The organism is Demequina maris (assembly GCF_000971155.1).
GTDB lineage: Bacteria > Actinomycetota > Actinomycetes > Actinomycetales > Demequinaceae > Demequina > Demequina maris.
The window spans coordinates 232,159-254,462 of record NZ_BBLX01000001.1 but is presented as its reverse complement, the minus strand read 5'-3'; the positions used below and the strand labels follow the sequence as shown (position 1 = coordinate 254,462).

General features: G+C 72.9%; 17 protein-coding genes. 6 read left to right on the top strand and 11 right to left on the bottom strand.

From position 1 onward, the window contains the following. Nucleotide 1: 1 nt before the first annotated feature. Both AOM02_RS01215 and AOM02_RS01210 read right to left on the bottom strand, forming a co-directional pair. Nucleotides 2-961, bottom strand: a complete 960-nt coding sequence (locus tag AOM02_RS01215) for a phosphodiester glycosidase family protein (RefSeq protein ID WP_156156022.1) — start codon at nucleotides 959-961, stop codon at nucleotides 2-4. A 69-nt stretch (nucleotides 962-1,030) separates the two neighbouring features. After that, on the bottom strand, nucleotides 1,031-2,401 hold the full coding sequence (locus AOM02_RS01210; protein WP_062295785.1) for an NAD(P)-binding protein: 1,371 nt from the start codon (nucleotides 2,399-2,401) through the stop codon (nucleotides 1,031-1,033). 92 nt (nucleotides 2,402-2,493) lie between these two features. Here AOM02_RS01210 and AOM02_RS01205 point away from each other — a divergent pair, with 92 nt between their 5' ends. Beyond that, on the top strand, nucleotides 2,494-3,564 hold the full coding sequence (locus AOM02_RS01205; RefSeq protein WP_062295783.1) for a beta/alpha barrel domain-containing protein: 1,071 nt from the start codon (nucleotides 2,494-2,496) through the stop codon (nucleotides 3,562-3,564). Here AOM02_RS01205 and AOM02_RS01200 read toward each other — a convergent pair. Continuing rightward, the gene (locus AOM02_RS01200; protein ID WP_062295781.1) at nucleotides 3,561-5,324 is read right to left on the bottom strand and encodes a M15 family metallopeptidase; all 1,764 of its coding nucleotides are present in this window, start codon (nucleotides 5,322-5,324) and stop codon (nucleotides 3,561-3,563) included. The two genes, AOM02_RS01205 and AOM02_RS01200, sit on opposite strands and share 4 nt — an antisense overlap. Nucleotides 5,325-5,863: 539 nt before the next feature. Here AOM02_RS01200 and nrdD point away from each other — a divergent pair. Beyond that, entirely contained in the window at nucleotides 5,864-8,119 is a 2,256-nt protein-coding gene (gene nrdD / locus AOM02_RS01195) for an anaerobic ribonucleoside-triphosphate reductase (protein WP_082104800.1), read from the top strand. 2 nt (nucleotides 8,120-8,121) lie between these two features. After that, nucleotides 8,122-8,679: an anaerobic ribonucleoside-triphosphate reductase activating protein gene (gene nrdG / locus AOM02_RS01190; RefSeq protein WP_062295779.1), complete on the top strand. Its 558-nt coding sequence runs from the start codon at nucleotides 8,122-8,124 to the stop codon at nucleotides 8,677-8,679. Here nrdG and AOM02_RS01185 read toward each other — a convergent pair. The 3 genes from AOM02_RS01185 to AOM02_RS01175 form a co-directional block, all read right to left on the bottom strand. Next, a complete protein-coding gene (locus AOM02_RS01185) occupies nucleotides 8,676-9,362 on the bottom strand; it encodes a hypothetical protein (RefSeq protein WP_062295777.1) in 687 nt (228 codons plus the stop codon). The two genes, nrdG and AOM02_RS01185, sit on opposite strands and share 4 nt — an antisense overlap. Before the next feature lie 590 nt (nucleotides 9,363-9,952). Beyond that, on the bottom strand, nucleotides 9,953-10,975 hold the full coding sequence (locus AOM02_RS01180) for an agmatine deiminase family protein (protein ID WP_062295775.1): 1,023 nt from the start codon (nucleotides 10,973-10,975) through the stop codon (nucleotides 9,953-9,955). Then, nucleotides 10,972-12,702: an amidase gene (locus AOM02_RS01175; RefSeq protein WP_062295773.1), complete on the bottom strand. Its 1,731-nt coding sequence runs from the start codon at nucleotides 12,700-12,702 to the stop codon at nucleotides 10,972-10,974. Before AOM02_RS01175 ends, AOM02_RS01180 begins: the two co-directional genes overlap by 4 nt. Before the next feature lie 82 nt (nucleotides 12,703-12,784). Between AOM02_RS01175 and AOM02_RS01170 the strand changes: the two genes are divergently transcribed. Then, complete coding sequence (locus AOM02_RS01170) at nucleotides 12,785-13,387, top strand: TetR/AcrR family transcriptional regulator (protein ID WP_062295771.1); 603 nt, start codon at nucleotides 12,785-12,787, stop codon at nucleotides 13,385-13,387. 1 nt (nucleotide 13,388) lies between these two features. On the opposite strand, the gene AOM02_RS01165 is transcribed toward AOM02_RS01170, so the two are convergent. The 5 genes from AOM02_RS01165 to AOM02_RS01145 form a co-directional block, all read right to left on the bottom strand. Next, entirely contained in the window at nucleotides 13,389-14,306 is a 918-nt protein-coding gene (locus AOM02_RS01165) for a glutaminase (protein ID WP_169746578.1), read from the bottom strand. A 25-nt stretch (nucleotides 14,307-14,331) separates the two neighbouring features. Next, entirely contained in the window at nucleotides 14,332-16,071 is a 1,740-nt protein-coding gene (locus AOM02_RS01160; RefSeq protein ID WP_062295767.1) for an AMP-binding protein, read from the bottom strand. Nucleotides 16,072-16,145: 74 nt separating this feature from the next. Continuing rightward, nucleotides 16,146-17,003, bottom strand: coding sequence for a MaoC/PaaZ C-terminal domain-containing protein (locus AOM02_RS01155; protein ID WP_062295765.1), 858 nt, complete (start codon nucleotides 17,001-17,003; stop codon nucleotides 16,146-16,148). After that, complete coding sequence (locus AOM02_RS01150; RefSeq protein ID WP_062295763.1) at nucleotides 17,003-18,352, bottom strand: 3-oxoacyl-ACP reductase; 1,350 nt, start codon at nucleotides 18,350-18,352, stop codon at nucleotides 17,003-17,005. Before AOM02_RS01150 ends, AOM02_RS01155 begins: the two co-directional genes overlap by 1 nt. Beyond that, a complete protein-coding gene (locus AOM02_RS01145) occupies nucleotides 18,352-19,620 on the bottom strand; it encodes an acetyl-CoA C-acetyltransferase (RefSeq protein WP_062295761.1) in 1,269 nt (422 codons plus the stop codon). The genes AOM02_RS01150 and AOM02_RS01145 overlap by 1 nt, the downstream gene beginning before the upstream one ends. 76 nt (nucleotides 19,621-19,696) lie before the next feature. Here AOM02_RS01145 and AOM02_RS01140 point away from each other — a divergent pair, with 76 nt between their 5' ends. Continuing rightward, nucleotides 19,697-20,320, top strand: a complete 624-nt coding sequence (locus AOM02_RS01140) for a TetR/AcrR family transcriptional regulator (protein ID WP_062295759.1) — start codon at nucleotides 19,697-19,699, stop codon at nucleotides 20,318-20,320. A gap of 26 nt (nucleotides 20,321-20,346) precedes the next feature. Beyond that, nucleotides 20,347-22,296 carry an acyl-CoA dehydrogenase family protein gene (locus AOM02_RS01135; RefSeq protein WP_082104799.1) on the top strand — a complete coding sequence of 650 codons (1,950 nt, stop codon included), beginning with the start codon at nucleotides 20,347-20,349 and terminating at the stop codon, nucleotides 22,294-22,296. Nucleotides 22,297-22,304: the final 8 nt, after the last annotated feature.

Below are 22,304 nucleotides of genomic sequence, written 5' to 3'. Positions count from 1 at the left end.
GTCAGCCGACCCACAGGATGTCGGACGTGCCGCGCTCCTCGCCGCGGCCGCCCGGCACGTTGACGACGGTGCCGTCGCTCACCATCGTGGAGGACCCGCCGCCGTCGAGGTTGTACGCCTCGGTGGCGCCGAGGTCGAGCATGATCTGCGCGAGCTCGGTCAGGGTGACGCCCGCGCTGGTGCTCGAGCGGCCGTCCACCACCACGAGGACGTAGTGGTTCGCGTCGATCATGCCGATGGCGGTGCGGGGCTGGTCGCCCTGGATCGAGTGGTTGCCGAAGTTGGTGTCGACCTCGACCGCGTCGATCCCGTCGACGATCTCCCCGTCGTCGACCAGCGCGGGCCCGAAGGACAGCGTCTGCCACGCTCCCGCGTCGAGCAGCTCCTGGGCCGACGTGGTGGTCTCGTCGTAGACCTCCATCGTGCCGTCGGCCCAGATGACCGCGCCCTCGCGCGCCGGCTCGTCCCGGTAGACGACGCCGTTGCGGATCTCGATGCCCGTGGTGCGGAAGCCGTAGTAGTCGCCGTTGATCGCGAGCGGCGCGCCGACGTCCGCCGCGATGTCCGACGGGTACTCGACGATGTTCTCCCCGAAGGCGTCGTCGGCGAAGGCCGAGCGCAGCTGGGTGATGTCGCTCAGCACGACGTCCGCCACGTAGTAGGTGGCCTGGTCCGCGCCGCTGCCGTACGTGTGCTCCGTGACGGTGATCTCCGGCGCGTCCTCGTCGGTCGCGTCCTCCGTCGTCGTCAGCGCCGCATCGTCGCCGTCGTCGTCGGATGCGGCGTCCGCCGCGGCGAGCTCGGCCTCGTACGCCGAGGCGTTCGCGACCTCGACGTGGTCGACCACGTAGCGGTCGAGCGCCCACGCGGCGATCGCGGCGAGCACGAGAAGGAACGTGGCGACGCCGGCCACGATGCGGCGGCGGAGGCGATGAGGGCGGGCGGGGATCGTCGAGGTCATGCCGGCCAGGCTAGGAAGCGTGTACCGCGTTTTCCCTGGCACCCGGCTCAGGGTTTGCCGAGAGCCGGTCTATGCGGCGAGGCCGGCGAGGGCCGCGAGCCTCCTCATGGCCTCCGGGCCATGGTGCGCGATCCTCTCCCGCGCGTCGTCGAGCGCGGGCGACGCCGAGCCCGCGGGGACGCGCGCCGGGTTGAGCGCCACGCTGTCGGCCCACGCGCGGATGTCCGGCTCCGCGAGGAACGCCGCGGAGGAGCGTGCCCCGCGCAGCGTCATCTCCGCCCAGTCGGCACGCGTGTCGCCGTACTGCGTGGGCGGGCACAGCGCGTTCTTGCGGGCGTCGTCCGCGCGCGTCGCCTCGACGTACCCGACGAGCGCGGCGCCGAAGCACGGGAAGCCCGACCGGATGGGTTGGAGCGTGATCGCCTCGGGAGCCCACACGGGGATCCGCGGCGGTCGCGGCAGCCCGTCCGCGGCGCAGTGGATCACCGCCGTGCCCGCCGGCACGGCGACGTCGCCCTCGGCGAGCACGATGCGGCGCGCTCCGACCGATCGCACGTGCCCGAGCCGGACGACGTGCTCGACCGAGCGCAGGAGCGCGAGCTCCCAGCGGCCGAGCGTGGGGCACTTCGCCATGGTGGGCGTCACCGCCGGGTCGATGCGCATCATCACCCCGGCGGCCTCGAGCCGGGTGAAGAGGTCGTCGAGCGTGCGGGCGGACGCGGCCGCCTCCCACGTCGCGGCGACCATGCCCTGGAACACGGCCGGGTCGGGCTGGATGACGGCGCGGTCGAGCATCCAGGGGTCGCGCGGGCGGATCCACGCGATCCGGTCCGGGTCGGTCCCGCGGTCGAGCAGGTGGACGATGGCGTCGGTCGCGGTCTTCCCGGAGCCGACCACCACCTGCCGGGGCGCGTCGAGCGCCTCGTCGATCCGGCCGACCGGGAGCACGCGGGCATCGTCGGCGACGGCGAACGGCGGGGGAGCGAGCGCGGGGATGACGGGGGAGAGGTAGCGCGCGTCGACGATGCGGCACCCGGGCCGCACACGCACCTCCTGGCCGCCGTCGGCGGGGACGATGCGGCCCTCGCCCACGTGCCGCGCGCCGCCGAGGAGCGTCGCGCGGCCCGTGCCGACCAGGCGCGCCACCACGGCCTCGTAGTAGGCACGGATCTCCGCGCCGGTCGCGCGTTCCTGGAGCCCGGCCTCCGGTCCGGACTCCTGCAGCGCGCCGCCGAGCACCGTCGACGCGACGCCGTAGAAGGTGGAGGCCTGATGCAGGCGCACGAACGGGTACGCGTCCCGCCAGTGCCCGCCGGGGGACTCGCGCGTGTCGACGATCGCCACGGTCGCGTCGGCGTGGTCGACGAGGGAGTCGACGAAGGCGAGGCCGGCCGCGCCCGCGCCGACCACGAGGTAGTCGACGTCGAGCACCGGGGTCACCTGCCCAGCGAATCACGCGCGCGGCCCGCCTGCACGGCGCGGCCCCGAGGTCCCGGCCACGGCGTTCCGCTCGCCGCTAGCCTCGAGCCACGATGACCTGGTTCTACGATCCGCGCCGCACGTACGACGACAACTACGCGCACGGCCCCTTCGGGCCGCTCGCCGGGCCGGCGGACGGCCTCGAGGCGCCCGTGCGGACCGAGACGTTCCTCGGGCTCGAGGTCGCGCGGCCCTTCGGGATCCCCGCGGGTCCGCTGGTGAACGCCGCGTTCGCCGCCGCCGCGTTCCGTCACGGCTTCGACGTCAACGTGTACAAGACCGTGCGCACCGGGGCGCGCGCGTCCCACCCGTTCCCCAACGCGCTCGCCGTGCACGTCGACGGCGACCTCGCGGCGGACCGCACCGAGCCTCTCGTGGCCGACGGCGACCTCGACGGGGCGACGAGCATCTCCAACTCGTTCGGCGTGCCGTCGCGAGATCCCGATGCGTGGCAGCCCGACATGGCCGCCGCCGTCGCGGCGGCCGGTGAGGGCCAGCTCCTGGTGGGCTCGTTCCAGGGCACCCATCCGCCCGTCGGGGTGGCGGACCGCGAGACCGCGTACGTGGCCGACCACGTGGCGGCGGCACGGCTCGTCGCGGAGACCGGGGCGCCCGTGCTGGAGATGAACCTCAGCTGCCCGAACGAGGGCACGGGCGCGCTGCTGTGCTTCGACGCGGCTCAGGTGGCCCGCATCTCGGGGGCCGTGAAGGAGGCGGTCGGGGACGTGCCGCTGATCCTCAAGCTGGCCTACGTCCGGGACGATGCGGCGCTGGCGCGGTTCGTCGACGCGACGGCCGGCATCGTGGACGGGTACGCGGCGGTCAACACGCTGCCCGCGCGGCTGGTCGACCGTGCCGGCGGGCCGGCGCTGCCCGGAGCGGGCCGCGAGGTGGCGGGCGTGTGCGGCGACGCGATCCGATGGGCCGGTCTCGAGATGACGGCCCGGCTCGCGCGCCTGCGCGACGCGGGGGCGGGGGAGTTCGCGATCGTGGGCGTGGGCGGCGTGCTGACCGCCGCGCACTACGCCGCCTACCGCGCCGCCGGCGCGGACGCCGTCATGAGCGCCACCGGGGCCATGATCGACCCCGGGCTCGGCGCCGCGGTGCGGGCGGTGCCCGTCTAGCCCTTGAGCGAGCTCGACACCTTCTTCATCAGGGTCGGCTTGGACGGCATGTTCACGGTGATGTCGGGCGCCACGAACTCGAGGTGCCACGACTCGGGCTTCGATCCGCCGGGACGGGCCCACAGGGGGTGCACCCAGCCGTACTTCTCGCCGTTGGCGGACATCCACGCCGCCGAGGCGGGCGCGAAGTCCGCGGCCATGCCCCAGCCGTGGTTCGAGGTGCCGGGCGTCGCGGCGAGGTAGCCCTTCGAGGCCTTGGTCGCGACCTGCGCCCCGTACGAGCGGTACGACGAGCTCACCGAGAGGTGGCTGCCGGTCTGCGCGTAGTAGGCGTCGTCGGCGCGCTCGAGCGCCTCGGCGGCGTCGCACTGGAGCTGGTGGCCCGCGGCGAACGACAGCGAGCACAGCTGCGACGACGGGACCTGGCCGTTGCTGTACGAGATTCCGGACGGGGCGCCCGACCAGCCGTCCTGGCGGGCGGCCGCGGCGTTCGCGTACTGGGCGTGCGCGTTGGCGTACGCCTTGTCCACCTGGCGCTCGTACGTCGCGAGACGCTTCTTGTTGATCTGGGTGCGGCGCTTGTTCTCGGACTTCACCCACGCGTGGTGGGACTTGTACAGCGCCTGCTCGGCGGCCTCGACGTTGAGCGTCGCGTTCCGCACGTCCGTGATGAGCACCTCGACGGCCTCGGCGTCGTCGCGGTCGACCTCCGTCTTGCGCAGGTCGAGCAGGGTGCGGCGGGCCTGCGTGAGGTCCGTGATCGTCGACTTCTTGGCGACCTTGCCGTCGACCGCCTCGATCATGTCCTTCGCGGAGTCGCCGACGGCCTTCACGGCGTCGAGCTTCTGCTCGAGCGTGAGGTTGGCGCGCTCGAGCGCGGCCTCGGCCGTGGCGGCCTCGAGCACCGCGGTGGTGCCCTCGATGCGGCGGGTGGCGGCGTCGAGCTGCGCGGCGGCCTGCTCGAGCCGGGTGACGGTCGCGGCAACGGTCTCGAGGTCGTCGATCTCGCCGAGCAGCACCTGCGCCACCTCGGAGTCGTCGATGAGGGTGGCGAGCGCGGCCGCGTCCTCCGCGGCGGTCGTCTCGGTGGGCTCCGCCTCGGGCGACGCGCTGGGCTCGGCCGAGGGCTCGACGCTCGCGTCCGCGGACGCGGAGGCGCTCGGCGAGGGCTCGGTGGAGGCGCTGGCCTCGACCGAGGGAGAGGCGCTGGCCGTCGCGCTGGGCTCGGTCGACGGCGAGGCGCTGGCGGACGCGTCCGGCGAGGCCTCGACAGTGGCGTCGGACGTCGTCGCGTCGTCGGCCTCGTCGGAGACCGCGGCCTCGACCTCACCGAGGACGGCCGCCACGTCGACCTCGAGCGACGGGGTCGCGGCGTACGGGCCGCGCGCCGTCTCGACGCCGAGGGGGGCGTTCGCCCACGCCGGCGGGACCACGGCGGACGCGCTCACGAGGATGTTGTGCTGCTCGGCAGCGAAGGCCGCGGAGGTCGCGGCCTGCGCGAGCTCGGCCGCCGCCGAGGCGACCAGGTCCTCGTCGGCGACGGACTCCGAGACCTCGGAGACCTCGCGCGCCTTGGCGAGCGTCAGCTCCAGCTTCTCCCGCTCCTCGTCGAGGAGACGTGCCTGCGCACGTGCCTCCTCGACGGCGCTTCCCACGCGCTGCTCGTGCACGCCGAGCGCGACGGCGATGCCGCCAAGAAAGCAGCAGACGGCGAACGTCGTCGCCGTCTGCCATCGGAAGGGCAGGTGAAACTTGCGCACATGTCTCCAGGGTGGGGGTCAAGGACTGCCTGATGCACCGAGCTGCCGCGGCCGTGCCAGCGGCGCTTCGTGGTGCGAGGGCTCGTAAGACCATAACTGCGATATCCGTGCGTGCCCGTGCACGATTCGTGCTCGGCGCCCGGTGCGGCCGGGGTGCCGGGTGAGGTGAGCCTTCCCATCGGGGGTGTATGCAGGGGCGACATCTCCCCGGGGGCATGCGGCGGGGTCGCCGTGTGATCTCCGTCTCACAGTGGCGGATATGTCAACCGTCGGTGCCGGGTGGCACTAAGGTGCGCGGCCTCGGAGCGAAGGCGGCGCGTGTCGCACGCGACACGCCGGGGGGCGGTGGATCCGCCCGCGCCCTCTTCGGCCCCCGCCCCGCACGGCCGACCGCCGCATCGTCCCCGAAGAGGCCTGCTTGGGACCAAGGGCCCAGTCTCCCGCGACCACGAGATCTAGTGTTCACATGCGACCGGAGGCCCTAGATGTTGTGTTGAGGGGCGGGCCGGCGGGATGACAGGACACGAAGGGGAGCCCTCATGAGCATCACCGAGCTGGACCGGACGCACACCGACGAGGGGGACGACCGCCCCGTCCTCCGGGTCGTCAAGCGCGACGGACGCACGCTGATCTTCGACGACCGCCGCATCGCCGCGGCGCTCGCCAAGGCCTTCACCGCGGTGCACGGCGCGCTGACGCCCGCGCAGGAGGCGGCGCTCGACGGGCTCGTCGCGCGCGTGGACTCCGAGCTCACGGCGCGCTTCACGGACACCGTGAAGATCTACGAGATCCAGAGCGTGGTCGAGCACGAGCTGCTGGAGGCGGGGGAATACGACGTCGCGCGTGCCTACATCGACTACCGCGTCGACCGGGACTTCTCTCGCTCCAAGGCGATGGACCTCAACCACTCCATCACGCGGCTGATGTCCAAGGACTCGAGCGTGGTCCACGAGAACGCCAACAAGGACGCCGAGGTCTACAACACGCAGCGCGACCTCACCGCGGGCATGGTGGGCAAGGCGATCGGCCTGCGCATGCTGCCGGCGCACGTGGCGAACGCCCACCAGAAGGGCGACCTCCACTACCACGACCTCGACTACCACCCGTATGCGCCGATGACGAACTGCTGCCTCATCGACTTCAAGACGATGCTGTCGGCCGGCTTCCGCATCGGCAACGCACAGGTCGAGCCGCCGCGCTCGATCCAGACGGCCACCGCGCAGATCTCGCAGATCATCGCGAACGTGTCGTCGAGCCAGTACGGCGGCTGCACGGTCAACCGCATCGACGAGCTGCTCGCGCCCTACGCCGCGCTCAACCGCGCGAAGCACGAGGCCGACGCCGCCGCCTGGATCGACGACCCCGCGCGCCGCGAGGACTACGTCCAGGAGAAGACGCGCAAGGACATCTACGACGCGATGCAGTCGCTCGAGTACGAGATCAACACGCTCTTCACCTCGAACGGCCAGACGCCGTTCACGTCGATCGGCTTCGGGCTCGGCACCGGCTGGTACGAGCGCGAGATCCAGAAGGCGATCCTGCAGATCCGCATCCGGGGGCTGGGCCGCGAGGGCCGGACCGCGATCTTCCCCAAGCTGCTGTTCACGGTGAAGCGGGGGCTCAACCTCGCCGAGGACGACCCCAACTACGACATCAAGGCGCTCGCCGTCGAGTGCGCGACCAAGCGCATGTACCCGGACGTGCTGAGCTACGACAAGATCGTCGAGATCACCGGCTCGTTCAAGGCGCCCATGGGCTGCCGCTCGTTCCTGCAGGGTTGGGAGGACGAGGACGGTCAGGACGTGGTCGAGGGGCGTATGAACCTCGGCGTCGTGACGCTGAACCTGCCGCGCATCGCCCTCGAGTCCGAGGGCGACCAGGCCACCTTCTGGCGGCTGCTCGACGAGCGGCTCGAGACGATGCACGATGCGCTGAGCTACCGCATCGAGCGGTGCAAGGAGGCGGTGCCGGGCAACGCGCCGATCCTCTACATCCACGGCGCGTTCGGGAAGCGGCTCGCGCCGGCGGAGGACGTCGACTCGCTGTTCCGCGACGGCCGCGCCACGGTCTCGCTGGGCTACATCGGCCTGTACGAGGTCGCCACCGCGTTCTATGGCGGCGAATGGGAGTCCAACCCCGAGGCGAAGGAGCTCACGGTGCGCGTGCTGCGGACGCTGCGGGAGCGCGCGGCCGCGTGGAAGGCCGCCTCCGGCTACCACTTCAGCGTGTACTCGACCCCGTCCGAGAGCCTCACCGACCGGTTCTGCCGTCTCGACAAGGAGCGCTTCGGCTCCGTCGCGGACATCACCGACAAGGACTACTACACGAACTCGTTCCACTACGACGTGCGCAAGAACCCCACGCCGTTCGAGAAGCTCGACTTCGAGGCCGAGTACGCGCCGCTGACCTCGGGCGGGTTCATCCACTACTGCGAGTACCCGGTGCTGCAGCAGAACCCGAAGGCGCTCGAGGCGGTGTGGGACTACGCGTACGACCGCGTCGGGTACCTCGGCACCAACACGCCCATCGACCGCTGCTTCGCGTGCGGCTACGCGGGCGACTTCGACCCGACCGCACGCGGCTTCGCGTGCCCGGCGTGCGGCAACGACGACCCGCGCACGTGCGACGTGGTCAAGCGCACGTGCGGCTACCTCGGCAATCCGCAGCAGCGGCCCATGGTGCACGGCCGCCACCAGGAGATCTCCTCGCGCGTCAAGCACATGGATGACGACGTGCGGGTGCCGCTGTCGGCGCTCGACCCGTGCGAGCGGCTGGCGCGCACGCAGGAGGGCTGACGATGCACCGCGCGCCGGTGCGCGAGTCCTGGCTGGCCTCCCGGGTCAGCCAGGGCCACGTCGCCGACTACAAGCCCTTCGTCTTCGTCGACGGCGAGGGCGTGCGGTGCAGCCTGTACGTGAGCGGCTGCCTCTTCCAGTGCGAGGGCTGCTTCAACGAGGACGCGTGGAGCTTCCGCTGCGGCGAGCCCTACACGCTGGAGCTGGAGGAGCGGATCCTGTCCGACCTCGCGCATCCCGCGGTGCAGGGCCTGTCGCTCGTGGGCGGCGAGCCGTTCCTCAACACCGGCACGTGCCTGTCGCTGGTGCGGCGCATGCGCGCCGAGCTGCCCGGCAAGGACGTGTGGTGCTGGACGGGCTACACGTTCGAGGAGCTGCTGGGCGAGAGCGAGGACAAGCGGGCGCTGCTCGCGCAGGTCGACGTGCTGGTCGACGGCCCGTTCGAGCTCGCCGAGCGCGACCTCTCGCTGGCGTTCCGCGGCAGCCGCAACCAGCGCGTTCTTGACGTGCCGGGCTCGCTCGCGGTCGGGCACGCGGTGCCGTTCGCTCGTCTGGGCTAGTGGTCCGGATGTGCACGGCCGCAGATGTCCTTCCAGGGCACGACCACGTCCTCACCTGCCGCGTTCTGTGTGGCGAGCCCCACGACGTTGCCCTCGTCGTCGGTATGCGTGAGGCATAGCTCGAGGAATCCCACGTTCGGGTCGCTCAGCGTGAACACGACGGTGGGCTCGTCGTTCGCATCGAACGCCGCCGGCGCGATCGCGGGCACCTCTACGGCGTCGTAGTGCACGTCCTCGCCCGACGCGGTGACATCCGTGAACTGGCGCCCGGGCAGACTGCTCGCGAAGTCGATGCGCAGGATGTAGCTGTAGGTCGCGGTGCCACTGTGCGTACCACCACCTGCGGACCTTCCGCCTTCGGCGGATGCGCTCGCGTTGGCCGGGTCGCCGGGCATCATGACGGACCCGAGGAAGAAGGCCTGGAACGGTGCGTGCTGGATGCCCGCGTCGTACTCCTTGGGATTGTCAGGAACGAGCGTGGTGAGAGGCAGGCCGTCGACCGAGAAGCTCGTGACCAGCCCATTGCCGTCATGCTGGAACTCGGTGATCGTATGGGTGACGTTCGCATCGCCGAACCCGCCGGCGGCGAAGATGCAGACGGTCCGCTTGCCGATGCTGAAGTTGGGGCGGTCGGGGGGGGCAAACGGGCGCGTCCACCTCGACCTTCGCGTCCTCCGCCGCACGCCAGATAAGAGCGAGTCGCTCGAAGAACACATCGGCGGGGGAGTCGGGCGCAGTCACGCTTCTGCCTGACATGAGCTCGTTGATGGTCTTCGCGCCCAGTGCGCCCGCTATCACCTCCTGCGTGTGCGACTTGTGGACCGTGGGTGCGAAGAAGGCAAGGCCGCTCACCGCGAGGGCGAGCACCGAGACCGAAAGCGCAACCCAGTCGTGTCCGTTGGGGCCATCCTTGCCGGTGCCTGTTGACGATGTCTCCGCTGTGAGGTCCTCGCGACGACGCTTGCTCCCACCGAACATGATCGATCCCCCTTGAACGACCCGCTCAGCTGATCCCGTTGTATCAACGCTCGTGCCTTGTTCGAAGAAGCCAGGCCGCCGTGTCGCGTACTCGCACGCTCGGCGTTTTCATGCAGTTGCGGCGCGGGGCGCGGGCGGTTCGCTGCTCAGCCGCCTAATGACGGGAGGGCGGCCGTCGATCTAGCAGGGTTTTCGCAAGGCGCCGGCGGCTGTGCCCCGGCGTTGCATCCGCGGGATGCGCCTCCACGCGTGCAAAGTGCATGAAAACGCCGAGGGGAACGGCAGGGTGTACGGCTCAGGCCTCGATCGCGGGCTGCTGCTGCGTGATGCAGTGGATGCCGCCGCCGCGGTCGAAGATCGGGCGGGCGTCCACCGGCACGATCTCGCGGCCCGGGTAGGCCGCGGCCAGCACCTCGAGCGCCTCGGAGTCGTGCGGGTCGTCGAACACGCACGCGACGACGGCGCCGTTGAGCACGTAGTGGTTGACGTACGACCAGTCGACCCAGCCCTCGTCGTCGCGCAGCGTGGCCGGCGCCGGGATCGGGACGAGCTCGAGCGGGCGCCCGTCCGCGTCCGTGGCCGCCGCGAGCACCTCGCGGACCTGCGCCGAGACCTCGTGGTCCGGATGCGCGGGGTCGCGCTGGTCGTGCACCAGCACCTGGCCGCCGGGCGTGAAGCACGCGACGATGTCGACGTGGCCGCGCGTGCCGTAGCGCTCCGAGTCGCGCGTGAGGCCGCGCGGCAGCCAGATGACCTTGCGGGCGCCCACGGTGCGGGCGAGCTCGTCCTCGACCTGCGCGTGCGTCCACCCGGGGTTGCGGCCCGGATCGAGCTGCACGGTCTCCGTGACCAGGAAGGTGCCGCGGCCGTCGGTGTGGATGCCGCCGCCCTCGTTGACCAGCTCGCTCGCGATCCGCGGCACGCCCGCCGACGCGAGCGCGGCCCGCGCGGCGAGCGCGTCCTTGTCCCAGGTCGCCCAGTCCTGCGCGCCCCAGCCGTTGAACACCCAGTCGACACCGGCGAGCGCGCCGTCGTCGACGACGAAGGTCGGCCCGGCGTCCCGGAACCATGCGTCGTCCAAGGGCACCTCGAGCAGCACGATGCGCGGGTCCAGCCACGCGCGGGCGACGTCGACCGCCTCGGGCGACACGAGCATCGTCAGGGGCTCCCGCGCGACGACCGCATTCGCGACCTGCGACCACGCGCGCAGCGCCTCCTCGGGATCGCCGCCGCCCTCCTCGAGCAGGTAGCCGGCGCTGGGCCAGGACATCCAGGAGCGCGAGTGCGGCTCCCACTCGGCGGGCATGCGGCGGGTCATCGTGCCTCCTCGGGCTCGGGCAGTCGGGGGGTGCGGGGCGGCGCCACGCGGCGGGGCGCGAGAGCCTCGAACGCGCAGCCCAGGCGCAGCAGCGCGCTGTCGTCGTACGCGCGCCCCGCGAACGTGAGCCCGACGGGCATCCCGGAGGAGCGCATCGTGCCCATGGGGACGGTGACGGTCGGCACGCCGAGGTGGCGGATCGCGAGGTTGCCGTTCGCGATCCACACGCCGTTGCGCCAGCCGTCGTCGGCCGACGACGGGTTGACGTCCATGTCCGCGCGCGCCACGTCCGCGACCGCGGGGAACACGAGCGCGGCGAGCCCGAGGCCGTCCAACCAGTCCTCGAGGTCGGCCTCGCGGATCGCCTCGAGGCCCGCGAGGCCCTCGGCGAGCGTCGGGATGCCCTCGAGCCGGGTGCCCGGGTGCGCGCGCACCCACGCGGGGTAGTCGGCGATGTCGTCGTCGAAGCCGTCGTACCGGTCGGGAAGGGCGCCCGGGGGCGCGGGGAAGATCGTCGCGCCGTCGACATCGGCGAGGGTGCGCAGCGCCGGGTCGCCGTTCGCATCGAGGAAGTCCTCCCACGCCCACGCGGACAGGTCGAGGATCTCGCGGGCGAGGAAGCCCGGCGGCAGCTCGGCGCGGTCGCGGATGGTGGGGGAGCCGGGCCGGTCGCCCTCGTAGCGCGACACCATCGGCAGGTCCACCTCGACCACCGTCGCGCCGGCCGCCTCCAGGTCCGCCCGCGCACGCTCCCACAGCGCGATGACGTCCGGATGCGTGACGATGCGCGCGCCGGTGGGGCCGCCGATGCCCGGGGACGATGCGGTGCCGGCCTCCGGGTCGGCATTCACGTACATCCGGGGCACGCCGAGCGTCAGCCCGGCGAGCGCGGCGGCCGGGTTCGCCGGGGCGAGCGCGGGGTAACGGTCGGGGCGGACCTCCGAGGCGCGGGGCAGGTCGACCCACGGCTGAGCGCGCCACAGGTCGCCGCGGGTCTCCGGGTCGTCGGCGACGACGACGTCGAGCACCTCGAGCAGGTCGGCCATCGTGCGGGTGTGGGGCACGACCACGTCCATCGTGGGCACGAGCGGCCAGTTGCCGCGCACCGAGACCACGCCGCGCGACGGCGTGTACGCGCACAGCGCGTTGTGGGAGGCCGGGCCGCGCCCGCTGGACCACGTCTCCTCGCCGAGCCCGAACGCGCCCATGCTGGCCGCCGTCGCGGTGCCCGAGCCGTTCGACGAGCCCGAGGCGAACGGTGCGGTGAGGAAGCCAGCGTTGTAGGGGCTCTCGGCGCGGCCGTAGAGGCCGCGCTGCATGCCGCCGTTCGCCATGGGGGGCATGTTGGTCAGCCCCAGGCAGATCGCTCCCGCGGCGCGCAGGCGCCCGATCGTGAAGGCGTCGCGCTGCGCGACGAGGTCGGCGAACGCGGGGCTGCCCGAGGCGGCCGTGAGCCCCCGCACCAGGTAGGAGTCCTTCGCGGTGTACGGGATGCCGTCGAGCGGTCCGAGCGTGGCGCCCGCCGCGCGGCGGGCGTCCGAGGCCTCCGCCTCCGTGAGCGCGTCGGGGTTGCGCACCACGATGGCATTGAGGGCCGTCGCGGTGCCGGGCGCGTCGTAGGCCGCGGCCCGCGCCTCGTAGGCGCGGACCAGGTCGACGGCGGTGGCGCTCCCGTCCTCGAGCGCGGCGCGCAGGTCGGCGATGCTGGCCTCGACGACGTCGAACACCCGGTCTCCTCACGTCCGATGCTTCCCGACCCACCGAGTTGATCGGTTGATCAATTGGGCGAGACGCTACAGAATCGTGCCCATGCCGTCAACGACTCCCGCCGCGACGACCCGGCTCGCCGGACCCGAGCGCAGGGCCGCGATCCTCGCGGCCGCCACCGAGCTCGCGCTGTCCGAGGGCCTCGCGTCGCTCACGCTGCGGCGGGTGGGCCTGCGCGCCGGGGTCGCCTCGGGCCTGGTCGCACACTATGTCGACGGCATGGACGCGCTCGTCGCCGAGGTGTTCACCGGGATCTCCGCGCGCGAGCGCGACGAGGTGGAGGCCGTGGTGCGCGACGCCGGGCCGGGGCTGGACGGCGTGGTCGCGCTCGTGCGGACGTTGACCGACGGCAGCCGCGACGCCGTCACCCTCGTGTGGGTGCAGGCGTGGGCGGGCTCGCCCGCCAACGCCGAGCTCGCGCGCGCCGTGCGCGCCGAGATGGACGCGTGGCAGGCGCTGCTCGAGCGTCCGCTCGCCGATGCGGGCGTGCGGGACCCGGCGCCGGCGGCCAGGACCCTGCTCGGGATGATCGACGGCGTCAACGCGCACGCCCTCGCGGGCTGGCGTGACCGGGCCGACCACGCGCCGCTGCTGCTGCGCTCGCTCGAGGCGCTGCTCGGGCTGGGCGCCGGGGCGCTCGGCTGAATCAGGCGCGGGCCGCGAGGCTCGCCGCGACGGTCCTGGCGACCACCTGGGCGCGCACCGGGTTCCCCGCGTCGTCGAGCCCGGGGGAGTAGGCCGCGAGCGCGCCCGCGCCGGGGGCCACCATCACGAGGCCGCCCGCGATCCCGCTCTTGGCGGGCAGGGCCGCGGTCGCCATCCACCCCGAGGTCGCCTCGTACAGGCCCGCGAGGGCCATCGCGTCGACCGCCACGCGGGCCGCCTCCCGGCTCACGACGCGGTCGCCGCCGACCGGGTCCGTGCCCTCCGCGGCGAGCACCGCTCCCATGCGGGCGAGGTCCCCGACCGTGACGCCGAGGCACGACTGGTACGTGTAGAGGTGCAGCGCGTCCTCGAGACCGCACCCGAGCAGCTCCCGCTCGGCGAGCAGCCCCGCGAGCACCCGGTTCCGCTGGTTCGTGGCGCGGATGGCCTCGACCATGACGGCGTCGGCGGCGAGGGGCCGCCCCGCGAACGCGGACAGCCCGTCGCGGATGGCGGCCTCGCCCGCGCGCACGTCGCCATTGCCGAGCAGGCTCGCCGCCGTGATCGCGCCCGGGTTCACCATCGGGTTCGTGCGCCCGCCCGGATCGTCCGTGATGGCGGCCGGGTCGTTGAACGCGCGGCCGGTGGACCGCATCCCGGTGAGGGACAGCACGCGGTCCGCGCCGGCCGCGTCCACCGCCAGGGCGAGCACGAAGGCCTTCGCCACCGACATGAGGATGAAGCGGGCCTCGACGTGCCCAGCGGCCGTCGGCGGTCCGTCGAGCGGCTGCCACGCCGCCGCGAGCAGCGCGGGATCCACCGTGGCGAGCGCCGGGTAGACCTCGGTGACGCGGCCCGCCGGCGCCTCCCGCGCATCGTCCACCGCGGACGCGAGCGGGACGGGGAGGGCCGGGGTCACGCCGACGATCGTGCCACAGCGGGCGTCAGGCGTCGGCGCCCTCGTGGCGGGACGCCTCCAGCTCGCGCAGCTCGCGGCGCAGCACCTTGCCCACGTTGTTCTTGGGCAGCACGTCGATGAACTCGATCTCGCGCGGGCGCTTGTAGCCGGTGAGGCTCTCCTTGAGGAACGCGCGGAGCGTCGCCTCGTCGAGGGAGTCGTCGCGGCGCACCACGAACAGCTTGGGCACCTCGCCCGAGTGCTCGTTCGGGATCGGGATCGCGCCCGCCTCGACGACGCCCGGGTGCAGCATGGCCGCGTCCTCGATCTCGCCGGGGTACACGTTGAAGCCGCCGCAGACGATGATCTCCTTCTTGCGGTCGACGATCCGGAAGAAGCCGTCCTCGTCCTCGATGGCGACGTCGCCCGTGAGCAGCCAGCCGTCCTCGGTGAGGACGCGACGCGTCTCGGCCTCGTTGTTCCAGTAGCCCTGCATCACCTGCGGGCCGCGGACCGCGAGCTCGCCGCGCTCGCCTAGGGGCAGCGGCCTCGCCTCGTCGTCGACGATGCGGACGTCGGTCGACGGCAGCGGCACGCCGATGGTGCCGATGCGCGGGGGCACGTGGGTGGGGTTGACGCTCACCACGGGCGACGCCTCGGTGAGGCCGTAGCCCTCGGTGATGTCGTGACCGGTGACGGCCTTCCAGCGGTCGGAGACCGAGGAGCGCACCGCCATGCCGCCGCCGACCGTGAGGCGCAGGCGCCCGAAGTCGATGTCCTTGAAGCCGTCGGCGTCGAGGAGGGCGCCGGCAAGCGTGCTCACGAGGATGAGGCCGTCGGGCTTGACCGCGCCGAGCGTCTTGACGAAGCCGCCGAGGTCGCGCGGGTTGGTGATGAGCACGTTGTGGGAGCCGAAGCGGAAGAAGCCGATGCAGTTCACCGTCAGGGAGAACACGTGGTACAGCGGCAGCGCGGCGATGATGACCGACTGGCGCTCCTCGCCGAGCGTGTTGCGGATCTGCGCCATGAACTGGTCCTGGTTGGCCAGCAGGTTGCCGTGCGTGAGCACGGCGGCCTTGGCGCCGCCGCCCGTCGTGCCGCCCGTGTACTGCAGGAACGCGACGTCGTCGTGGGTCAGGCCGGGGTCGGTGAGGCGCTCGTGCGCGCCGGCCGCCATCGCCTTGGTGAAGGGGATGGCCTGCGGGAGGTCGTAGTCCGGCACCATCTTCTTCACCTTGGCGGCGACGAAGTTGGTGATCGCCCGCTTGGGCTGCTTGAGCAGGTCGCCGACCTGGGTGACGATCACGTGCTCGATCGTGGTGTCGGCGACGATCTCCGCGACCTTGTCCGCGAAGTTGGCGAGGACCACGATCGCCTTGGGCTCGGCGTCGCGGAACACGCCCTCCATCTCGCGCGCGGTGTACAGCGGGTTGGCGTTGACGACGATGAGGCCCGCGCGGAGCGCGCCGTAGAGCGCGACCGGGTACTGCAGCAGGTTCGGCATCTGGATGACGATGCGGTCGCCCTTGACCAGGCCGAGGTCGTGCTGGAGGAACGCGGCGAAGCGCGTCGCCAGGCGGTCGACGTCGCGGAACGTCAGCGTGCCGCCGAGGTTGGAGAAGGCCACCTTGTCGCCGTGGTTGCGCGCGGCCTCCGCGACCATCTCGCCGAGCGAGGCCTCGTGGGCCGGCTCGATCGCGTGCGGCACGCCCGGGCCGTAGTAGCGGTACCAGGGACGCTCGTCGCCGTTGACGGGGTCGTAGGCCGGGGGGAGCTGAGAAGCCATGGGGAGTGTCATCCTCATCGATGGGTGGATGGTGCTGGGCTGCATCGTGGCATCCGGGCGCGGGCCCGCGCCAATCAACGCGCGGGGCCGACGTCCATCAGTACGTGGGGTTTCGCACCGTCCTTGGTGGTCACCGCCAAGCGGAGGCCCTCAACGTTGGGGGATACCGCAAGGCCCACGGTAGCGGGCAGCAGGATGGGCTTGAGGAAGGCCACGTCGGCGCGGTGCGCCTCGGGCAGCCGCCCCTCGACCGCGGCCAGCGCGCGGGCGTGGGTCCACATGCCGTGGATGATCGGCCGCGCGAAGCCGAACGCGCGCGCCGCGACCCGGCTCGTGTGGATGAGGTTCGGGTCCTGGGACACGCGGCGGTAGCTGCGGCCCAGGTCCGCGGGCAGGCGCCAGCGGGCGATCGGCTGGACGGGCTCCCACGGCTCGCGCTCGACGGCGGCGGCCTCGCCGGGCGCCGTCATGCCCGTGGCGAGGTACGTGGAGACGCCCTCCCACACGGTCTCGCCCTCGACCTCGGCGCGGCCGACGAGGTCCAGCATCGCGCCGCGCGCGTGGGGGCGCAGATTGTCGGCGTGCACCTCCAGCGACAGCCGCTCGCCGACGCCCACGCTCCGGCGCATCGTCATCGTGTTGGTCGCGTGCACCGCGCCGACGAGCCGCACCGACGACCGACGGTCGCCCAGCAGCGCCACATGCAGGGGGAACGTCAGCACGTGGATCCAGGTCGCCGGCACGGCGTCGCGCAGGGTGAAGCCGCACACCCGCGCGTAGTCGGCGAAGCGGTCCAGGTCCTGGGCCACGCCGTCGACGCGCACCGCGTGCCCGGGGATCCGCGCCTCGGTGGCGCGGCTCGGCACGAGCGCCCGCGCGAACGCGGCGCCCATGGCGGGCAGCGCCTCGAACGTCTCGACGTCGCGCGCCATCAGGCACCCACCATGTTCTGCCCGCACACCCGGACGACCTGGCCCGTCACGCCCTGCGACGCCGGGTCGACGAGGTAGCCGATGGTCTCGGCGACGTCGATGGGCTGACCGCCCTGGTTGAGGCTGTTGACGCGGCGGAAGATCTCGCGCTGCACGAAGGGGATGCGCGCCGTCATCTCGGTCTCGATGAACCCGGGCGCCACCGCGTTCGCGGTGATGCCGCGCTCGGCGAGGTCGGGCGCCATCGCGGCCACGAGCCCGGCGACGCCCGCCTTCGAGGCCGCATAGTTGGTCTGGCCCTTGTTGCCGGCGAGGCCCGAGGTCGACGCGACGCCGACGATGCGGCCGTCGTCGGCCATGCCGCCCGCGACGTCGGGGTCGAGCAGCACCGCGTTGATGCGCATCTCGGCCGCGAGGTTGACGTCGAGCACCGAGGCCCAGCGCGCCGCATCCGTGTTGACCAGCATCTTGTCGCGCGTGATGCCGGCGTTGTGCACCATCGCGTGGATCCGGGCGCCGCGCGCGGCGACGTGCTCCGCGATCCGGGCGCCCGCGTCGTGCGCCGTGATGTCGAGCTGCAGCGCGGTGCCGCCGATCTCGTTGGCGACGGCGGCGAGCGACTCGCCCGCCGCGGGGATGTCGACGGCGACGACGGTGGCGCCGTCGCGCGCGAGCGTGCGGGCGATGGCCGCGCCGATGCCGCGAGCGGCGCCGGTGACGACGCACACGCGGCCCTCGAGCGGGCGGTCGGCGAGGCGCTCGACGGTGGCGCCGCCGTGCCGGATGTGCCACGACTGCCCGTCGACGAAGGCCGAGCGGCCCTGGAGCACGAAGCCGAGCGTCGACACGAGGTCGCCGGCCTCGACGCCCTCGTGGGCGTAGATCAGCGTCGCCGTCGCGCCGCCGCGCAGCTCCTTCGCCACGGTGCGGTTGATCCCGTCGAGGGCGCGGGCCACGGCGTCGGCCTCCCAGCCGCGGCCGGTTGAGGGACGCGCGATGAGGACGATGCGGCCCGAGCGCTCGATGCCGCGGACGGCCGGGCGCAGCACGGCGCGCAGGCCCTCCAGCTCGGCCACGGTGCCCACGTCCGTCGCGTCGACGACCAGGGCGCCGATCCGGTCCCCGTAGCCCGGCGCGTCCGCGCCCGCGTCGACCACCGGCGCCTCGTGGGCGCGGCCGAGGAGCGTGAGCGCGTCGGCGACGAGATTCGACGACCCGAGCGGTGCCAGCACGATCGGGCCGTGCGGGAACTCGCGCCCGCGGCGCAGGCGCGGCGGCTCGGCGAGGCCCGCCTTGGCCGCGACCTTGCGTCCGGCGGGGGAGTAGTAGGCCTTCTCGACGATGCTCATCACACGGCCTCCAGGATCGCGACGACGCCCTGGCCGCCCGCGGCGCACACCGAGATCAGCCCCCGGGTGCCGGGCCCGCGCTCGTGCAGCAGCTTGGCGAGGGTGGGGACGATGCGCGCGCCGGTGGCGGCGAACGGGTGGCCCGCCGCGAGCGACGAGCCGGTGACGTTGAGGCGGTCGCGGTCGATCGTGCCGATCGGGCCGTCGAGCCCGAGCGCGCGGCAGTAGTCCTCGTCCTGCCACGCCTTGAGCGTCGCGAGCACGGTCGAGGCGAAGGCCTCGTGGATCTCGAACAGGTCGATGTCGTCGACGGTGAGGCCCTGGCGGGCGAGGAGCCGGCCGGTCGCGCCGACGGGGGCGAGCAGCAGGTCCGCGCCGCCCGGGTGGTCGACCGCGGCGACCTCGGCGTCGACGATGCGCGCCCACGGGGTGAGGTGATGCTCCGCGGCCCACTCCTCGCTCGCGAGCAGCACCGCGGCGGCGCCGTCCGACAGCGGGGTCGAGTTGCCGGCCGTCATGGTGCCGTCCGGGCCGCCGAACGCGGGCTTGAGGGTGCCGAGCTTCTCGACGCTGGTGTCGGGACGCAGGACGGCGTCGCGCGTGACGCCCAGGTAGGGCGTGACGAGATCGTCGAAGAAGCCGCGGCCCCAGGCCTCCCCGAGACGGTGGTGGCTGGCGGCGGCGAGCTCGTCCTGCGACGCGCGGTCGATGTGCCAGCGGGTCGTGGTGAGCGCCTGGTGGTCGCCCATCGACAGGCCGGTGCGCGGCTCGGCGACGCGCGGCGCGGCCGGCGCGAGGTGCGCGGGACGCACCTTCGCGAACGCGGCGAGGCGCTCCTTGGCGCTGCGGGCCCGCGAGGCCTGCAGCAGGATGCGGCGCAGCGGGTCGCTCACGGAGATGGGCGCGTCCGAGGCCGAGTCCACGCCCGCGGCGATGCCGTTGGTGAGCTGCCCCAGCGCGATCTTGTTCGCGATGTACATCGTGGTCTCGAGGCCCGTCGCGCACGCCTGCTGGAGGTCGCACGCCGGCGTCTCGGGCGCCAGCGCGGAGCTCAGCACCGCCTCGCGGGTGAGGTTGAAGTCGTTCGGGTGCTTGAGGACGGCGCCGCCGGCCACCTCCCCGAGGCGCTCTCCGGCGAGCCCGGCGCGGGCGACGAGCCCGTCCAGCGCCGCCGTGAGCATGTCATGGTTGGAGGCCCGCGCGTACGGGCCTCCCGCCTTGGCGAAGGGGATCCTGTTCCCGCCGACGACCACGACCTTGTGGTGCATAGCTCCTCCGATACGTCTCGGTGACTAACCGATACTGACGGTAGCAGATACCGCGAGTACTGGTTATGGTGGTGCCATGGCCACCGATGGCAGGGACACCCGCTGGGAGCAGCATCGCGTCGACAGGCGCCGCGAGCTCGTCTCCCACGCCCTGCGCGCGATCCGCGTCCACGGACCCGGGGTCGGCATGGAGGACATCGCGTCGCGGGCGGGCACCTCGAAGACAGTGATCTACCGCCACTTCGGGGACAAGGCGGGCCTCTACGGCGCGATCGTCGAGGCGGTCCACGACTACATCCACACGGGCCTGATGGCGGCGCTCGAGCTCACCGACCCGGCGGACCTCGGCCGCATGGCCGGGGACCTCGCCGACGCCTACCTCGGCCTCGTCGAGCACGACCCCCACATCTACCGCTTCGTCATGGCCGCGCCCGCGGCGCAGGGCTCGCCCGAGTCCGACCCGGCCGGCGCGATGCCCGAGATCATGGGGCGCCACGTGTCCGCTGCGATCGCCGAGCGCCTCGAGCTCTCGGGGCTCGACGCCTCGTCCGCCCCGATCTGGGGCCACGGGCTCGTGGGCTTCATCCGCGCGGCCGCCGACCAGTGGATGCTCACCGAGCCGCGGCCCCCGCGCGCCGAGGTCGTCACCCACATCACCGCACTCTTCACGCCCGGCTTCAAGGGCGCGATCGCCCCCTGACCCCTCACGAGATCGAAGGAGCAACAATGACGTTGACCGACGAGACCCCCGCCCCGCTCGCCGAGGAGCGCCTCACCACGCTGGGCGCGGCCCTGCGGAGCGCGCTCGACGGGCCGTACGCGGCCGAGCGCGCGGTGAACCGGGCGACCTTCCCGGCCGAGGGCGCGCTGCGCCCGGTCGAGCTGGGGATCGAGGCGTCGCGCGACTGGACGCTCGCGCGGCTGCGGGCGCTCGACGAGGCGGGCTTCGGGTCGGCCGGCGTGCCCGAGCGGCACGGCGCGCATGCGGACCCGCTCGAGGCCGTGCTCACGTTCGAGACCCTCGCGCAGACGGACCTGTCGGTCACCATCAAGTCGGGCGTCCAGTTCGGGCTGTTCGGCGGCGCCATCGCGAACCTCGGCACGGCGTGGCACCACGACACGTTCCTGCCCGGCGTGACGTCGATGGAGCTGCTCGGCTGCTTCGCGATGACGGAGCTCGGCCACGGCTCGGACGTCGCGAGCCTCGAGACCACGATCACGTACCTGCCGGAGACCGACGAGCTCGAGGTGCACTCGCCGACGGACGCCGCGACCAAGGCGTACATCGGCAACGCCGCGCGCGACGGCCGCATGGCGGCGGTGTTCGGCCAGCTCGTCGTCGCGGGGGAGCGGCACGGGGTCCACACGATCCTGGTGCCCATCCGCGATGAGGAGGGGCGCGACCTGCCCGGCGTCACCAGCGGCGACCACGGGCACAAGGGCGGCCTGCTCGGCATCGACAACGGCACGCTCCGCTTCGACCGCGTCCGGGTGCCCCGCCGCATGCTCCTCGACCGCTACGGCGGCGTCGACGCGGACGGCACGTACCGCTCGGAGATCGCCGACCCGAACCGCCGCTTCTTCACGATGCTCGGCACGCTGGTGCGCGGCCGCGTGTGCGTCGGCGGCGGCGGGGCGATGGCGGCGCGGCGCGCGCTGTCCATCGCGACGCGCCACGCGCTGCGGCGACGGCAGTTCCCCGCCCCGGGGCGTCCCGACGGCGTGCTGCTGCTCGACTACGTCGTGCATCAGCGGCGCCTGCTCCCGCTCGTCGCCCGCGCGTACGCCTTCGGCGCGGCGCAGAACGAGCTGATCGGCGCGCTCGTGCACGTGCAGGGCGAGGACGAGAGCACCGAGCGTGACCAGCGCGAGCTCGAGACCTTCGCCGCCGGCATGAAGGCGATGCAGACTTGGTTCGCCAACCGCGCCGTGCAGGAGGCGCGCGAGGCGTGCGGCGGCGCCGGGTACCTCAGCGAGAACGAGCTCACCGCGCTGCGCGGCGACGTCGACATCTTCGCGACGTTCGAGGGCGACAACACCGTGCTCATGCAGCTGGTGACCAAGGCGCTGCTCACCGACTACAAGCACGCGTGGGGCGCGCTCGACCGCTCCGGCGTGGTGCAGGCCACCACCAAGGCGGTCGGCGAGATGGTGATGGAGCGCACCGCGGCGGGCCTCATGCTCGACCGCCTCGCGAACACGGCGCGCCGGCGCCCGGAGGAGACCACCCTGGTCGACCGCGGCTGGCACGCGCTCATGTTCGAGGACAGGGAGCGGCACTCGCTGGAGTCGCTCGCGCGGCGCATGCGCGCCGCGGCGAAGTCCGGCGGCGACCAGTTCGAGGCCTTCAACCGGCTGGGGCCGCACGTGCAGTTCGTCGCGCGCGCCCATATGGAGCGTGTCACGCTCGCCGCGCTGGTGAAGCTCGTGGACGCGTGCGAGGACGCCGAGGCGCGCGACGTGCTCGAGCGCGTGTGCAGCCTGTACGCGCTCTCCAGCATCGCGGGCGACCGCGCCTGGTTCCTCGAGCACAACCGCGTGACCGCGGCGCGGTCCAAGGCGATCGGCGACCAGATCGACGCCTTGTGCCGCGAGCTGCGGCCGCACGCGCTGGCCCTGGTCGAGGGCCTCGGCATCCCGCGCGACTGGCTGACGGCGCCCGTGCTCGACGCCTGAGGACCCGG

Excerpts from the sequence above, each read along its gene's own strand:
- AOM02_RS01215 (WP_156156022.1), bottom strand. The coding sequence starts at position 961 with ATGACCTCGACGATCCCCGCCCGCCCTCATCGCCTCCGCCGCCGCATC.
- AOM02_RS01205 (WP_062295783.1), top strand. The coding sequence starts at position 2,494 with ATGACCTGGTTCTACGATCCGCGCCGCACGTACGACGACAACTACGCG.
- nrdD (WP_082104800.1), top strand. The coding sequence starts at position 5,864 with ATGAGCATCACCGAGCTGGACCGGACGCACACCGACGAGGGGGACGAC.
- nrdG (WP_062295779.1), top strand. The coding sequence starts at position 8,122 with ATGCACCGCGCGCCGGTGCGCGAGTCCTGGCTGGCCTCCCGGGTCAGC.
- AOM02_RS01180 (WP_062295775.1), bottom strand. The coding sequence starts at position 10,975 with ATGACCCGCCGCATGCCCGCCGAGTGGGAGCCGCACTCGCGCTCCTGG.
- AOM02_RS01170 (WP_062295771.1), top strand. The coding sequence starts at position 12,785 with ATGCCGTCAACGACTCCCGCCGCGACGACCCGGCTCGCCGGACCCGAG.
- AOM02_RS01160 (WP_062295767.1), bottom strand. The coding sequence starts at position 16,071 with ATGGCTTCTCAGCTCCCCCCGGCCTACGACCCCGTCAACGGCGACGAG.
- AOM02_RS01155 (WP_062295765.1), bottom strand. The coding sequence starts at position 17,003 with ATGGCGCGCGACGTCGAGACGTTCGAGGCGCTGCCCGCCATGGGCGCC.
- AOM02_RS01150 (WP_062295763.1), bottom strand. The coding sequence starts at position 18,352 with ATGAGCATCGTCGAGAAGGCCTACTACTCCCCCGCCGGACGCAAGGTC.
- AOM02_RS01145 (WP_062295761.1), bottom strand. The coding sequence starts at position 19,620 with ATGCACCACAAGGTCGTGGTCGTCGGCGGGAACAGGATCCCCTTCGCC.
- AOM02_RS01140 (WP_062295759.1), top strand. The coding sequence starts at position 19,697 with ATGGCCACCGATGGCAGGGACACCCGCTGGGAGCAGCATCGCGTCGAC.
- AOM02_RS01135 (WP_082104799.1), top strand. The coding sequence starts at position 20,347 with ATGACGTTGACCGACGAGACCCCCGCCCCGCTCGCCGAGGAGCGCCTC.